This window comes from Micrococcus sp. CH7, assembly GCF_001595485.1.
GTDB classification, from domain to species: Bacteria; Actinomycetota; Actinomycetes; order Actinomycetales; family Micrococcaceae; genus Micrococcus; species Micrococcus luteus.
Genome location: NZ_LOSQ01000010.1, coordinates 25,230 through 40,015 on the forward strand (window position 1 = coordinate 25,230; position 14,786 = coordinate 40,015).

The 14,786-nt window shown below is 73.9% G+C and carries 12 protein-coding genes and 1 riboswitch; of the genes, 6 read left to right on the forward strand and 6 right to left on the reverse strand.

The window, feature by feature from the left end; genetic code table 11:
- Nucleotides 1-106 precede the first annotated feature (106 nt).
- From AUV08_RS04715 to AUV08_RS04730, 4 genes are all read left to right on the forward strand, one after another.
- The gene (locus AUV08_RS04715) at nt 107-3,751 is read left to right on the forward strand and encodes a bifunctional proline dehydrogenase/L-glutamate gamma-semialdehyde dehydrogenase (protein WP_061867664.1); all 3,645 of its coding nucleotides are present in this window, start codon (nt 107-109) and stop codon (nt 3,749-3,751) included.
- Nucleotides 3,752-3,770: 19 nt separating this feature from the next.
- Complete coding sequence (locus AUV08_RS04720; protein ID WP_036316171.1) at nt 3,771-4,352, forward strand: thioesterase family protein; 582 nt, start codon at nt 3,771-3,773, stop codon at nt 4,350-4,352.
- A gap of 31 nt (nt 4,353-4,383) precedes the next feature.
- Nucleotides 4,384-6,378 (forward strand): FMN-binding glutamate synthase family protein, encoded by a 1,995-nt coding sequence (locus AUV08_RS04725; protein ID WP_061867665.1) that lies wholly within the window; start codon nt 4,384-4,386, stop codon nt 6,376-6,378.
- A 116-nt stretch (nt 6,379-6,494) separates the two neighbouring features.
- On the forward strand, nt 6,495-7,715 hold the full coding sequence (locus tag AUV08_RS04730; protein ID WP_036383812.1) for an MFS transporter: 1,221 nt from the start codon (nt 6,495-6,497) through the stop codon (nt 7,713-7,715).
- A gap of 204 nt (nt 7,716-7,919) precedes the next feature.
- Here the strand turns inward: AUV08_RS04730 and AUV08_RS04735 are convergent, their stop codons facing one another.
- Both AUV08_RS04735 and AUV08_RS04740 read right to left on the reverse strand, forming a co-directional pair.
- Complete coding sequence (locus AUV08_RS04735) at nt 7,920-8,123, reverse strand: cold-shock protein (protein WP_010080175.1); 204 nt, start codon at nt 8,121-8,123, stop codon at nt 7,920-7,922.
- A gap of 238 nt (nt 8,124-8,361) precedes the next feature.
- Nucleotides 8,362-8,886 carry a flavin reductase family protein gene (locus AUV08_RS04740; protein WP_061867666.1) on the reverse strand — a complete coding sequence of 175 codons (525 nt, stop codon included), beginning with the start codon at nt 8,884-8,886 and terminating at the stop codon, nt 8,362-8,364.
- Between the two features lie 73 nt (nt 8,887-8,959).
- Nucleotides 8,960-9,079: riboswitch (SAM riboswitch) on the reverse strand.
- Between the two features lie 192 nt (nt 9,080-9,271).
- Between AUV08_RS04740 and AUV08_RS12160 the strand changes: the two genes are divergently transcribed.
- Nucleotides 9,272-9,886 carry a hypothetical protein gene (locus tag AUV08_RS12160; protein WP_231862109.1) on the forward strand — a complete coding sequence of 205 codons (615 nt, stop codon included), beginning with the start codon at nt 9,272-9,274 and terminating at the stop codon, nt 9,884-9,886.
- Nucleotides 9,887-9,934: 48 nt separating this feature from the next.
- Here the strand turns inward: AUV08_RS12160 and AUV08_RS04750 are convergent, their stop codons facing one another.
- Together AUV08_RS04750 and hisD are read right to left on the reverse strand one after the other, a co-directional pair.
- A complete protein-coding gene (locus tag AUV08_RS04750) occupies nt 9,935-10,303 on the reverse strand; it encodes an RNA-binding S4 domain-containing protein (RefSeq protein ID WP_002855797.1) in 369 nt (122 codons plus the stop codon).
- A 10-nt stretch (nt 10,304-10,313) separates the two neighbouring features.
- The gene (hisD, locus tag AUV08_RS04755) at nt 10,314-11,630 is read right to left on the reverse strand and encodes a histidinol dehydrogenase (protein ID WP_061867667.1); all 1,317 of its coding nucleotides are present in this window, start codon (nt 11,628-11,630) and stop codon (nt 10,314-10,316) included.
- Nucleotides 11,631-11,764: 134 nt separating this feature from the next.
- Between hisD and AUV08_RS04760 the strand changes: the two genes are divergently transcribed.
- A complete protein-coding gene (locus AUV08_RS04760) occupies nt 11,765-13,342 on the forward strand; it encodes a mechanosensitive ion channel family protein (protein ID WP_061867668.1) in 1,578 nt (525 codons plus the stop codon).
- Nucleotides 13,343-13,358: 16 nt separating this feature from the next.
- Here AUV08_RS04760 and AUV08_RS04765 read toward each other — a convergent pair whose 3' ends face one another.
- Both AUV08_RS04765 and AUV08_RS04770 read right to left on the reverse strand, forming a co-directional pair.
- A complete protein-coding gene (locus AUV08_RS04765; protein ID WP_041102665.1) occupies nt 13,359-13,895 on the reverse strand; it encodes a universal stress protein in 537 nt (178 codons plus the stop codon).
- A 72-nt stretch (nt 13,896-13,967) separates the two neighbouring features.
- Nucleotides 13,968-14,783, reverse strand: coding sequence for an MBL fold metallo-hydrolase (locus AUV08_RS04770; protein WP_061867669.1), 816 nt, complete (start codon nt 14,781-14,783; stop codon nt 13,968-13,970).
- Between the last annotated feature and the right edge of the window lie 3 nt (nt 14,784-14,786).

A 14,786-nucleotide genomic window follows, 5' to 3' on the forward strand; every position in this document is an offset into this window, starting at 1 on the left:
CGGCGACGCGCGGGCGCGCGGCGAGGGGATGTCCATCGAGCATAGGCGTCTGACAGGAAGCCGCGGCGGTTTGACCTGTGACCCGGAACACGTGCAGAGTGCGGCCATGACCGCGATGTTCTCCGCCCAGGACCATGACGATCTCGACCGGGTCCTCGGCGCGACCGGCGGGATCCCCGACCCCGCCGACCTGCACGCCCTCGCCGACGATGCCGTCGCGCAGGTGCGGCGCTGGCTCGCCGAGTCCCGGGACCACGAGGCCGACTTCGCGGCCCGCCAGCTGGCGGGCGCCCTGAAGGAGCCGGGCGGCCTCGACTTCATCGTGCGCTTCGTGGACCACGTGGTCCGCCCCGAGGACCCCGCGATCGCCGCCCGGGCGCTGCGGGAGCTCGCCGGCCGCGCCCCCGGCTTCCTGCCCCCGGCCCTGCGCGCCGTCCTCGGCGTCGGCGGCCGCGCCGCCCCGCTCGTGCCGCGCATCGCCGTCCCCACGGCCCGCGGCGTGCTGCGGCACATGGTCTCCCACCTGATCGTCGACGCGCGGGACCGACAGCTCGGCAAGGCCATCGCGGCCCTGCGCGACGAGGGCACCCGGCTGAACATCAACCTGCTGGGCGAGGCGATCCTCGGCCAGGGCGAGGCGGATCGCCGGCTCGAGGGCATCGCCGCGCTGATCCGCCGCGACGACGTCGACTACGTGTCCGTGAAGGTCTCCGCCGCCACCGCCCCGCACGCGCCCTACGCGTTCGACGAGGCCGTCGCGGACATCACCGAGCGGCTCACCCCGCTGTTCGAGCTCGCCCGGGATCGGGACACCTTCATCAACCTGGATATGGAGGAGTACCGCGACCTCGACCTCACGCTCAACGTGTTCACCGCCCTGCTCGAGCAGCCGGGCCTGCGCGACTACGAGGCCGGCATCGTGCTGCAGGCCTACCTGCCGGACGCGCTCGCGGCCATGGTGCGCCTGCAGGAGTGGGCCGCGCGCCGCGTCGCCGCCGGCGGCGCCCCGGTCAAGGTGCGCGTGGTCAAGGGCGCCAACCTGCCCATGGAGCGGATGCAGGCCTCCCTGACGGGCTGGCCGCTGGCCACGGTGGGCTCGAAGCAGGAGGCGGACACCAACTACAAGCGCGTGCTCAACTACGCGCTCACCCCGGAGCATCTGGCCCACGTGCGCATCGGCGTGGCCGGGCACAACCTCTTCGACGTCGCCCTGGCCCACCGGCTGATCGAGCGCCGCGGGCTCGACCCGGCCGCGGTGGAGTTCGAGATGCTGCTCGGCATGGCCACCGGCCAGGCCGCCGCCGTCCGGGCCGACGTCGGCGCCCTGCTGCTCTACACGCCCGTGGTGCGGCCCGAGGAGTTCGACGTGGCGATCTCCTACCTCGTGCGCCGCCTCGAGGAGGGCGCCTCCCCGGAGAACTTCATGTCCGCCGTGTTCGACCTGGACGCGGACGCGGACCTGTTCGCCCGCGAGGAGGAGCGCTTCCGCGCCTCGCTGCGCCACCTGGACGCGGCCGTGCCCCGTCCGAACCGCCTCCAGGACCGGTCCCGCGGGGAGGACGGGCCGACCCCCGCCCCCGTGGACGGCTTCGCCAACACCCCGGACACGGACCCCGCGCTGCCCGGCAACCGGGAGTGGGCCCGCCGGATCCTCGCGGCCGTCCCGGGCTCGGACCTCGGGACGGACACCGTCCGCGCCCACCGCGCCACCACGGCCGACGACGCCCGCGCCGCCATCGCCGCCACCGCCCACCCCGGCGCCCGCTGGGGCGCGCTCACCGGCCACGAGCGCGCCGACGCGCTGGACGCCGTCGGACGGGCCCTGCACGCCGGCCGGGCCCGCCTGCTGGAGGTGGCCGCCGCCGAGACCGGCAAGACCCTGGACCAGGGCGACCCCGAGGTCTCCGAGGCCGTGGACTTCGCGCACTACTACGCGCGCCTGGCCCGCGGTCTGGACGCGGTGGAGGGCGCTCGCGCCGTGCCCGTCCGCCTGACCCTGGTGATCCCGCCGTGGAACTTCCCCGTGGCCATCCCGGTCGGGGGCGTCCTCGCCGCGCTCGGCGCCGGCTCGCCCGTGGTGTTCAAGCCGGCCCCGCAGTCCGAGCGGACGGGCGCGGTCGCGTGGGAGCTGATCGTGGCCGGGCTGCGGGACTCGGGGCTGTTCGACGACGGCGGCCCGCTGGCCGGGCACGACCCCGCGGACCTCGTGCGCCTGGTGACGCTGGCGGACGAGGACGAGGCGGAGGTCGGCGCGGCGCTCGTGACCGACCCGGCCGTCGAGCGGCTCATCCTCACCGGCAGCTGGGACACCGCACGGCTGTTCAAGGGGATGCGCCCCGACCTGCACCTGCTCGCCGAGACCTCCGGCAAGAACGCCGTGATCGTGACCCCGTCCGCGGATCTGGACCTGGCCACGAAGGACGTGGTCCAGTCCGCGTTCGGTCACGCCGGCCAGAAGTGCTCGGCGTCCTCCCTCGTGGTGCTCGTCGGCTCCGTGGCCACCTCCGAGCGCTTCCACCGGCAGCTGCTGGACGCCGCCTCGTCCCTGCACGTGGCGCACCCCGCGGACCCGCGCGCCGAGATGGGCCCCGTGATCGAGGCCCCCGGCGAGAAGCTGCGCCGCGGGCTCACCGAGCTCGGCCCGGGGGAGCGGTGGGCCCTGCGTCCGCGGCAGCTGGACGAGACGGGTCGCCTGTGGAGCCCGGGCATCCGCTCCGGCGTGCGTCCCGGCGCCGACGCCCACCTCACCGAGTACTTCGGCCCCGTGCTGGCCGTGATGACGGCCGAGACGCTCGAGGAGGCCATCGGGATCGTGAACGCCGTGGACTACGGCCTCACCTCCGGGCTGCACTCGCTGGACCGGGAGGAGATCGACGTGTGGCTGCGCGGCGTGCGCGCCGGCAACCTCTACGTGAACCGCGGCATCACCGGGGCCATCGTGCGCCGCCAGCCCTTCGGCGGCTGGAAGCGTTCCGTCGTCGGCCCCACCACGAAGGCCGGCGGGCCGCACTACCTGCACGGCCTCGTGGACTGGGAGGACGCGCCCACGTGGGCCGGGGGAGAGGGGCGGCCCGGGTCCGAGGCCGACGGTGCGGGCGCATCCTGGCTCGAGACCGCCCGCGCCCTCGACACCCACGCGTGGACCACCGTGTTCGGGGTGGCCACGGACGTCTCCGCGCTCGAGGCCGAGCGGAACGTGCTGCGTCACGTCCCCACCCCGGTCCTCGTGCGCCGGCACTCGGGGCCCGCCGACCACCTGCTGCGCATCGTCTCCGCCGGCCTGCGCGCCGGGGCGCCCATGACCGTGAGCCTGCGCCCGACCCCCACCGCGGAGGGGCCCGACGCGGACGGGCTCTCGGCCGAGGCCGTGCGCGGCCGGGTGGAGGAGCTGGTCCGGTCCGTCCGCACGGAGGGTGCCGGCACGTCCGCGCCGGTGGACGTCGTCGTCGAGGACGACGCCGCGTTCCACGACCGCGCCCGGCGGCTGGCCCTCATCCCGCCCGCAGCGGAGGGCGGCGGCGACGCACGGATCCGGCTCGTCGCCGACTGGGCCGGCGACCGGGAGGCGGCCGAGGCGGCGCGGAGCGCGCTCCACGCGGCGCTCGGCGACACCCCCGACGTGGCGGTCTACGCTGGCCCCGTGGTGAGCGCCGGCGAGGTGGAGCTGCTGCCGTTCCTGCACGAACAGGCCGTGTCCGTGACCGCCCACCGGTTCGGCACGCCGGACCATCTGACCGAGGGGGTCCTGTGACCCCGAGGAGGAACATCCGATGCATCTGATCCCCCGCACGATCTGGGTCGTCGCCCGCGCGCGTCGCCGCCCGCGCGCCGGACTCTGGGAGCCGACGACGCTGCCGATGCGCGCCCTGCCCACGGACGTGGACATGGCCCTGCACGTCAACAACGGCCAGTACTTCGGGCTGTTCGACCTCGGCCGCTTCGACGCGATGGTCCGCACCGGCCTGTGGGACGAGATCCGCCGTCGCGGCTGGACGCCCGTGGTGCAGGCCGAGCAGATCGCGTTCCGCCGCTCGGTGACCCTGGGGCAGCGGTTCGACGTGGAGACGCGGATGATCGGCCTGGATGAGCGCGCGGTGTGGTTCGAGCAGCGCGTCGTGGTCGACGGCGACGTCGCGGTGCGCGCGTACATCTGCACGCGCCTGCGCAAGAAGGACGGCCGCCCCGTGGAGAACGACGAGGTCCGGGCGATCGCGGCGGCGGCCGGCCACGACCTCGCGGGGGAGCCGACGCTGCCGGAGTGGCTGCACGAGTGGCGGCGCAGCGTGGCCCTGCCGTCGGCCCGGACGCCCCTGCCCCACACGTGGGACCTCGACACAGTGCGGCGAGGATGAACGTTCGAGTGATATAGGGCACGATGGTCGGGTGAACAACAGACTCCTGATCGTCGCGACCCTCTCGCTGGCCGCGCTCGTCGTCGTGCTGGTGGCCGCCATCGGCGGCGGCGCGTGGTGGGTGCTGGCGGTGCTCCTGGTGGCGCTGCTCGTGCTCGCCGTGTGGGACATGACCCAGAAGCGGCACGCGATCCTCCGCAACTACCCCGTGCTCGGCCACATGCGGTACCTGCTGGAGTCGATCCGCCCCGAGATCCAGCAGTACTTCATCGAGCGCAACTTCGACGGCAAGCCGTTCGACCGGGACACCCGCTCGATCGTCTACGCCCGCGCGAAGGGACTGGACAGCCACAAGGCGTTCGGCACCGAGCGGGACACCTCGGAGATCGGCTACGAGTTCCTGTTGCACTCCACCGCCCCGGTCAACCCGCCGGAGGAGCCCCCCACGGTGCGGATCGGCGGCCCGGACTGCCGCCGGCCCGTGGACATCTCGCTGATGAACATCTCGTCCATGTCCTTCGGCTCCCTCTCCGCCAACGCCGTGATCGCCATGAACAAGGGCGCCGGCCTGGGCGGGTTCATCCACGAGACCGGCGAGGGCGGCCTCACCAAGTACCACCGCGGCAACGGCGCGGACCTGTTCTGGGAGATCGGCTCCGGCTACTTCGGCTGCCGCAACGAGGACGGCACCTTCAGCCCGGAGAAGTTCGCCGAGAAGGCGCTGCTGCCCGAGGTCAAGGGCATCACCATCAAGATCTCCCAGGGCGCGAAGCCCGGCCTGGGCGGCATGCTGCCCAAGGAGAAGATCTCCCCCGAGATCGCCGAGGCCCGTGAGATCCCGATGGACAAGGACTGCCTGTCCCCGGCGTCCCACTCCGCGTTCCGCACCCCGCGCGAGATGGTCAAGTTCATCGAGCAGCTCCGTGAGCTCTCGGACGGCAAGCCGATCGGCATCAAGTTCTGCGTGGGCTCCCGCGTGGACGTGCTGGCCATGACCAAGGCCATCTGGGAGGAGCGGATCGCCCCCGACTTCATCATCGTGGACGGCTCCGAGGGCGGCACCGGCGCCGCCCCGCTCGAGTACTCGGACCGCGTGGGCACCCCGCTGACCGAGGGCCTCATGCTCGTGCACAACGCGCTCGTGGGCACCGGCCTGCGCCACATGATCAAGCTCGGCGCGGCCGGCAAGGTCGCCACCGGTTCGGACATCGTCAAGCGTCTGATCCAGGGCGCGGACTTCACCATGTCCGCCCGCGCGATGATGATGGCCACCGGGTGCATCCAGGCGCAGAAGTGCCACACGAACGAGTGCCCCGTGGGGGTGGCCACGCAGGACCCGCGTCTGATGCGCGCCCTCGACGTGGAGGACAAGGGCAACCGCGTCTTCAACTACCACCGCCTGACCGTGCGCGAGGCCGTGCAGATCATGGCGTCCATGGGCCTGACGCATCCGTCCCAGCTGAACACCCGCATGCTGCGCCGCCGCGTGGACCACCTGAGCACCCGCTCGTACGCGTCCATCTACCACTGGCTGCGCACGGACGAGCTGCTCAACGACCCGCCCGCCGGCTGGGCCATGGACTGGGAGGAGGCGGACGCGGACCACTTCGGCGAGCACGCCCGCGTGGACTACCTCACCGAGCGCGACCCCGAGTGGCGCTCCGAGCTGCTGATCCCGGGCCGCAAGGCGGCCGGCGCCCCCGTGCAGGGCTCCCCCATCTCCGGGACGGGCTCCACGCTCGTCGACGCCCGGCAGACCGAGTCCGTGCCGCTGACGACGTCGCCGATGCCGCGCGTCAGCTCGTTGGGTGAGGGTGAGTCGCTGTCCCCGCACGGCGGCCGTCGTCGGGCCCCGCAGGATCCGGCACCCGCCGCCACCGCCGGCGAGACACCCACCGACGAGAACGAGGGCCTGCCGGCGGAGGCCGGCGAGCGGCCCGAGCGCCAGGACGGCGAGGAGGTCACCCAGCGGGGGACCACCGGCCGCGTGGAGGGCGAGCACCGCGGTGAGGGCCGCGTCGGCTGACCCACCCCCGCCGTCACCACCGCTTTCGAGGCGGGAAATCCACCTCACACGACGCCCCCGGGCGCCCATGAGATGGATTTCCCGCCTCGTCGCGTGAGGGGTCGTAGCCTGGGGCCGTGACCCCGCCCGCCCCCGCCGCTCGCCGCCCCTCCGCGGCCCTGCTGTGGGTGCTGCTGGCGGCCATGGGCGCCGGGCCCCTGTTCAACTACGGCGTCTCCGCCTCCTCCACGGTCGTGATGGAGCGGCTCGACGTCACCTCGGGCCAGCTCGGCACCGTGATGACGGTCGTGTTCGCGGCGGCCGCCGTCACCTCCCTCGGCCTCGGCCGGGCCGCCGACCGCCTGTCCGCCCGCGCGCAGCTGAGCATCATCTTCGGCGGCACCGCCGCGGCTCTCGTGCTCGGCGCCGTCGCCCCGTCCCTGCCCGTGCTGTACGCGGCGGCCGCCGTCGCGGGCGTCACGCAAGCCATCTCCAACCCCACCACGAACCGGATCATCCGCACCGTGGTGCCGCCGGAGAGGCGCATCGGGTGGGTCGGGGTGAAGCAGTCCGGCGTCCAGGCGGCCCAGCTGGTCGGCGGCCTGTTCTTCCCGGCCGCGTCCCTCGCCCTGGGCTGGACGGGCGCCGCGCTGGGGGCCGCGGTGCTCATCGGGGCGCTCTGGGTGCTCGCCCTGGTCGCCGCCCCGCCGCTGCCCGGGGCGCCGCCGCCGGCCACCGGCCCCGTCGGCGGGCGACGACGGCGGGACACCTCGCCCCTGCCGGCCACGGTCTGGTTCTTCGCGGCGATCGCGTTCCTCACCGGCCTGGGCATGCAGGCCACGAACACGTACCTGCCACTGTTCGCCGTCGAGACGCTGGGAATGACGCTCGTGGCCGGCGGCGCCGCGGCGGCCGTGTCCGGGGTGGTGGGGGTGCTCTCCCGGATCGGGTGGAGCCGGCGGATGAGTGCCGGAGACCGGCCCACCACCCTGCTGGCCGTGATCTGCCTGGGGGCGGTGGCCGGCGTCGTGGTGTTCCTCGCCGCGGACCTGCTGGACCTGCCGGCCCTGCTGTGGGTGGGCGCCGCGGTGCACGGCCTGACGGTGCTGGGCGCCAACGTGGTGATCAACGCGGGCCTGCTGAGCGAGGTGCCGGCCGAGCGGCTGGGCCGTGCGACCGGGGCGAACTCGATGGGCATGTACGCCGGCTTCGCCCTGGGCCCGCTGCTGATGGGCGTGCTGCGCGACGTCACGGGCGACTACCGGGCCGGCTTCGTTGTCGTCGCGGCCGGGTATCTGCTGGCCCTGGGCGTGGTGCTGCTGCTGCGTCGCCACGTGGGCCGGCGGGGCGTGGCCTGACGCGCAGGGCCAGGACGAGACCCGCCGCGGAGGACCGCGCCTCAGCGACATCACCGCAGTGCAGCCCTGCGGTGATGTCGCAGCGCCGCGGTCGAACGGGCGTACGGCGGAGTGCGGGGGCGTGCAGGGCGCACGGAAGCGCATACGACGACGCCCCCGGTCCGTGCGGACCGGGGGCGTCGGAAGCCGTGCGTCAGGCGAAGATCAGAGCTTCGTCACGTTGGCGGCCTGGAGGCCCTTGGGGCCGTCCTGGGTCTCGAACTCGACGCGGTCGTTCTCCTGGAGCTCCTTGAAGCCGTTGCCCTGGATGGCGGAGAAGTGCACGAACACGTCCGCGGAGTTGTCCTCGGGGGCGATGAAGCCGTAGCCCTTCTCAGCGTTGAACCACTTGACAGTACCGACAGCCATGATGGTGTCCTTTCGATGTGCCCCCGCGGTGCGGTGGCGGTGTTGGACCGCGGCCCGGAGGTGGGACGCGGGTGAAGCGGCGAGACTGAACCGCTTGCCCAACACTCATCGACGCCGGCGATGCCGGGCTGACGAGCAGTGAAGATGGCGGGATACAGCTTGATCAACTTCAGGCTCCATCATTGCACGGATCTCGCCGACCGGGAACCAGGGGCCCGATTGTTCACCTGGAGTTCGCTCAGAGCGCGCGCAGGCCGTGGAAGAGATTGCGGTGCAGGGCGGCCGGGGGAGCGGCGTCCGTGTGATCCGCCAAGGCCGTCACCTCCAGCAGCACCACCGTGTGGTCGCCCGCCGGGACCTCGGCGTGCACCCGCGTCTCGAGCCAGAGCGAGGAGCCCCCGATCAGCAGGGCGTCGTGCGGGCTGCGGTGCACGTCGAGACCGGCGAAGCGGTCGCCCTCGCGGGCGGCCAGCTGACGGCACAGCGGCGTCTGGTCCGCTGCGAGCAGGGAGACGCCGATCGACCCGGCCCGGCGCAGGCGCGGCCAGGTGCGGGAGCTGTTCTGCGCGGAGAAGGACACGAGGGCCGGCTCCCAGGAGATGCCCACGCCGAAGGAGGAGGAGACCATCACCTCGGGGACGTCGTCGGCGAGGCCCGCCAGCGCGACGACCCCGGTGGGGAATGCCGAGAGGCCGGAGCGGAGGTTGCCGAGGGACAGGTCGGTGTCCCACGCGGCGGTGTGGGGTTCGTGGGTCAGGGTCATGGCGCGCGTCCTCTTCCGATGACTGGCGCGGCTCCGCAGACGGCGGGAACGCGGATCGCCCGGATCCGCGGAGGCGCGGTACTTGCCCGTCGGGGTGTCCGAGGGGCCGAATCATCACCTGGAGCACCCCACTACTGCGTGAGAGGGTTGCCGTCCCGCCGGCCAGGGCCGTGAATGACGGGAACTCGTGATTCTGGGGATCAGCCTACGGAGGGGTCCGTGGGGTGGTCAAAGCGCGGCGGTCGCGCGGCGTCATCCGAGCTGCCCGATGTGATGCTTGACACACCGCGCATCGCCAGCCAGGATCAAGCCACTCGAGAGGGGGGCTCGAGACCGCAGCCCGCGGCCCCGCAATCGGTTCTCTGAGAGGGATCGGATCATGCGGATGGACATCGAGAAGAAGCGTGCGGCATTGTCGGCCGCCGTGGTCGTCGCGGCTCTCCTCGGTATCGCCATCTCGGGATGCTCCGCTTCCCCGGGCAGCGTCTCCTCCACCGCGAAGGCATCCACCGCTGCGGCGTCCTCCGTCACCGTGACGTCAGCGGCCCCCTCGGCAACCCGGTCGGCCTCCGCCACCGGTTCGTCCGCGTCGTCACCCGCCGGTGAAGAAGCACTCCCCGCCGCGCTGTTCGAGGAGGACGGGATGACGTTGGTCGAGTACACGCACCGGCATCCGGATGCGGGCCATCTCGACCCGGAGAAGGAGTCCGTCCTGGAGGAGGCGGTCGGGACGGGCACGCAGCAGATCACCGTGGACGCTCAACAGGGTGCAGTCCTTCGGGTCATCGTGCTGTGTCCTTCGGATGCCACCGGTGAGACGGAGATCCTGACCTCACGGGGTGGCGGGGGAACGAAGACCTGGATGGCCGGATCGGAGGCGCTGTGCGGCGGCTGGTCGGCGGCGACTCCCCCCGTGGATGAGGCGGGGCCGATGACGTTCACCGTCACGGTGGACAACGACAAGCCGTTCCGGATGGTGCTGACCGCACCCTCCGCATGAGGCCGCCATCACGACGGCGGATGACGGCGCGGGGGAGGACTGAGACGCTCAGCGTCGGTCGCGGCCGCGCAGCGCGTCCAGCTGCCGGCGGTCCCGCTTGGTGGGCCGGCCCGCGCCGCGCTCACGGTAGGGCACCGCGAGCAGCTCACGCGGCACGGGCGGCGGGGAGTGGTCCACGTACTGCTGCCGGGCCACGGGGGCGCCCACCCGCTTGGCGATCAGCCCCGTGACCTCCAGGATCCGCTCGCGTCCGTCCTGGCGCACCCGCACCCGGTTCCCGACGACGACGGGCGTCGCCGCCTTCACGGGCTCGCCGTCGATGCGCACGTGGCCTGCGCGCACCGCCGCCGTGGCCGCGGACCGGGTCTTGTACAGCCGCACGGCCCACAGCCACGCGTCGATGCGGACGCCGCTCACGCCCACCCCCTCACGCGAAGCGGACGCGGATCGCGGCGCCGTGCGCGGGCAGGCGCTCGTCCTCGGCCAGCACGCCGATCCCGTCCGCGACCTCCTCGAGCCCGGTCTCCGTGTAGCGGATGCGCTGCTGCAGGCGCAGGAACGTCACCGTGTTCAGACCGGAGGAGTGCCGGGCCGTCCCCGAGGTGGGGAGCACGTGGTTGGACCCGGCCGAGTAGTCGCCCAGCGGCACGGGGGCGTGCGGGCCCACGAACACGGCGCCGGCGTTGCGGATGCGCCCCACGAGGGCCTCGGGGTCGCGCGTCTGGATCTCGAGGTGTTCGGTGGCGTAGCGGTCGGAGACCTCCACAGCCTGGTCCATGTCCCGTACCAGCAGCACGCCGGACTGGGGGCCGGTGAGGGCCTCGCGGATCTGGTCCTCGTGGAACGCCCCGGGCACCTGCGCCTTGATCGCCGCCTGCACGTCCCGGAGCAGGTCCTCGGAATCGGTGATGAGCACGGAGGCGGCCAGCGGATCGTGCTCGGACTGGCTGATCAGGTCCGCGGCCACCCAGTCGGCGCGGGCGGTGCCGTCCGCGATCACGGCGATCTCGCTCGGCCCGGCCTCGGCGTCCACGCCGATCACGCCCTGGAGCGCGCGCTTGGCGGCGGCCACGTACACGTTGCCGGGCCCCGTCACCAGGTCGACGGGCGCGCAGAGCCACCCGCCGTCGTCGTCCTGGACGCCGTGCGCCAGCATGGCCACGGCCTGGGCGCCGCCGGCCGCGTAGACCTCGTCCACGCCGAGCAGCGCGCACGCGGCGAGCACGGTGGGGTGGGGCAGGCCGCCGTGGTCCCGCTGCGGGGGCGAGGTCACCGCGAGGCTCCCCACGCCGGCGGCCTGCGCGGGCACCACGTTCATCACCACCGAGGAGGGGTACACGGCGCGGCCGCCGGGCACGTACAGGCCCACGCGGCCCACGGGGGTCCAGTGGTTCTCCACGACGGCGCCCTCGCCGAGCTCGACCGTGGAGTCCTGGGGGTGCTGGGCGTCGTGCACGAGCCGGGCTCGGCGGATCGACTCCTCCAGGGCGGCGCGCACCCGCGGGTCGAGCCCGGCCAGGGCGGCCTCGAGCGCCTCGCCGGGCACGCGCAGGGCGGGCGGGCGGACGCCGTCGAACCGCTCGGCCAGGTCCAGCAGGGTCTGCTCGCCGCCGTGGCGGACCTGCTCGATGATCGGGGCGACCGCCGGCACCACGGAGGACACGTCCACGTTCGCCCGCGGGATGATGCGGGACAGGTCCGCGGTGGCGGTGTCGAGCGGGCGCAGGTCGGTGACGGAGAGCACGGATTCCTCCAGAGGGGCGGCGGCGGGCCGGCGGGACGGGGCACGACGACGGCCGGGCCCGGACCGCGCGGACGGTCAGGCTCCATTGTGCTCTTCTCCGGGGTGCGTCCGGGGGCGGGTGTCAGACTGTCGTCATGGTCCTCCCCGTCCTGCCCGCCCTCGCGACCCCGCCCCTGCTGACCGCCCTGGACCGCCTCCTGGCGGGCGAGACCGTGCCGTCCGGGGTGGAGGGGGACATCCAGGACGGGGCGGCCGCCACCACCCGGGCCTTCGGCGTGGAATGGGGGACGCTGCTGACCGTGCTGATGGCGTTCGCGATCGGCGCGGCGGTCGTGTACCTGGCCCTGCAGGTGGCGCGCGTCGTGCTCGTGCGCCGCCCCGCGTTCCAGCACGGCGCCGCCCGGCTGAGCCTGCCGGCCGCCGTCGCCGCCGGCCTGCTGGCCTCCCGGATCTGGCTCGGGGTCATGGCCGAGGAGCAGACCTGGTACCGGCCGGCGTCGTTCCTCTTGCTCATCGCCGTGGCCGCGGCGGGCGCGTGGGCTGCGTGGCGCCTGGTCGGCGTGATCGAGGAGGGGATCCTCGGCCGCTACCAGGAGACCGGCGTCGAGCACCGCCGCGAGCGACGCATCCGCACGCAGACCATCCTGATCCGGCGCATCCTCAACGCGGTGATCGTGGTGGTGGCCGTCGCCGTGGTCCTGCTGGGGGTGCCCGAGGTGCGCTCGCTCGGGGCCGGCCTGCTCGCCTCCGCCGGCGTGATCTCGGTGATCGCCGGCCTGGCCGTGCAGTCCACGCTGACCAACGTGTTCGCCGGATTCCAGCTCGCCTTCACGGACGCGATCCGGGTGGGCGACGTGGTGGACACGGAGGGCGTGTTCGGCACCGTCGAGGAGATCACCCTGTCCAACGTGGTGCTCAAGCTCTGGGACGGCCGCCGCATGGTCTACCCGTCCTCGCACTTCACCACCCAGCCGTTCGAGAACTGGACGCGGGTGGGTGCCGAGGTCTCCGGCGTCGTGGAGCTGGACGTGGACTGGCGCGTGCCCATGGACGCGCTGCGCGCACGACTCACCCAGCTGCTCGAGTCCACGGACCTGTGGGACGGGCGCGAGCACGCGCTGCAGGTGACCGACGCGACCGGCGGCGTCGTGCGCATCCGCGCCGTGGTCTCCGCCCGCAACTCCGGCGACCTCTGGGACCTGCGCTGCCTCGTGCGCGAGGACCTCGTGGCCTTCCTGCGCCACGAGCACCCCGAGGGCATCGTGGTGCAGCGCATGGTGGACCGGCACCCCGCCCACGACGACGCGGCGCCCGCCTCCGACGGTTCCGACGCGGAGGCCCGCGGTGGCGACCGGACGGGCGAGCCGGGCCGGGACGACTCCGGGGTGGCGGCCCGCGAGCCGCGCCCGCGCACCGCGCCGCTGCCGCGCGTCGACGGCGCCGATCCACGCCCGGACACCCTCACCACACCGCTGACCCGCGTGGGTGACCACTCCGGCCTGTACACCGGCTCGATGACGGCGGTGCAGCGCAACCGCGAACTCGCCGGCCCGGGCGAGGAGGCGTTCGCCGAGCGGCGCGCGCAGCAGGCCAAGCAGGCGGCGGAGGCCGCGGCGGCGGACGAGGCCGGGCGGCGCAGCGGCGCCGGCTCCCACACGGACGGCCTCCTCGACGACGTCGTCACGCGCCGCCGTCAGGACGACGAGGACTGAGGCCCGGCGGGAGCGCTCAGCGCTCGAGCGTCGGGTCCCCGGGATCGACGGGCGTGAGCCGACGCCGCTCGGCCATCGGCTCGGACGCGGGCAGGCCGTGGGTGCCCGGGTCCGTCTCGGCGACGTGGCTCACGGCCTCGGGCGTGTGGTCCCCGTACTGCCGGTACTCCTTCACGCACAGCACGGGCTGATCGATCTCCTGCAGCAGCTCGTCCGAGACCGATCCCATGACGAACCGGCCGAAGCCGCCGCGGCGGCGCACGCCGATGACCACGATGGACGGGTCCAGCTCCGCGGCCACGTCCTTCATCTCCTCCACCGTGGACCGGCCGCGTGCGTACTGGCGGAACTCGGCCGTCACGCCGGAGGCGTCCAACCGGGCCTGCACGCCGCGCTGCTGCTCCTCCGTGACCAGGGACTTGGTGCGGTGCTCGCCGCCGGGGCCCGCGTTGACCACCACCACGCGCTCGCCGGTGGAGCGGGCGATGTCCAGGGCGGTGTCCAGAGCGGCGTCCGCGGCCTTCGAGGGGGCGTAGCCGACGAGGATGGTCATGGGGTGCCTCCGCTGGGTCGAGGGACGGGTCTGAGGTCAGCGTAGTGCGGGCCGGGCCCTCGGCGGAGGGGCTCAGTCCTCGCGCAGGTGGCGCAGGTGCGCGGCCACCGTCTGGACGGCCACGCGGGCCACGGTGCCGGTGAGGCCGGGGTAGATGCGCGGGGCCAGGTCCTCGGGCGTGATCGTCGCCGCCTCGGTCTCGGGCAACGCGCCCAGGGCGGCGCGGATCTGCTCCAGGCGGCCCTCGCGGTGGTGCCGGTAGTCGCGGGCGACGACGTCCAGCGGCTCCGGCACGGGCCCGTGCGCGGGCAGCACCGTGAGCGGGCCCGCCGCCTCGAGGCGGCGCAGGCTGGCCAGGTAGTCGGTGAGGGTGCCGTCCGGGTGGTCGAGCATGGTGGTGCCCGAGCCGAGGATGGTGTCGCCCGTGATGACCGCGCCGTGCGCGCCCGCGTCCGGGACGGCGAACGAGTAGGAGTCCGAGGTGTGGCCCGGGGTGTGCCACGCCAGCATCGGGGTGCCGGCGGCGTCGATCCGCTCGTCCGGCGTCAGGACGGCGGCCTCGCCGCGGCACCAGTCCGGGTCCGCGGCGCGCACGGGGGCGCCCGTGGCCGCGTGGAACGCGTCCACCCCGCCGGTGTGGTCGGCGTGCCGGTGCGTCACCAGGATGAGCGCGATTCGGCGCCCCTCGGCCGCCGCGCGGACGCGCTCGAGGTGGGCGGCGACGTCGTCCTCCGGGCCCGGGTCCACCACGACGGCCGCGTCCGAGTCCGGTGCGGCGACCACGTACGTGTTGGTGCCGGCGAGGGTCATCGGGGAGGGGTTCTGGGCGGTCACGCAGCGCACCAGCGGGGCGGGCGTGGGGCCGGGCGTGGCGGTGGTCGTCGTCATAGG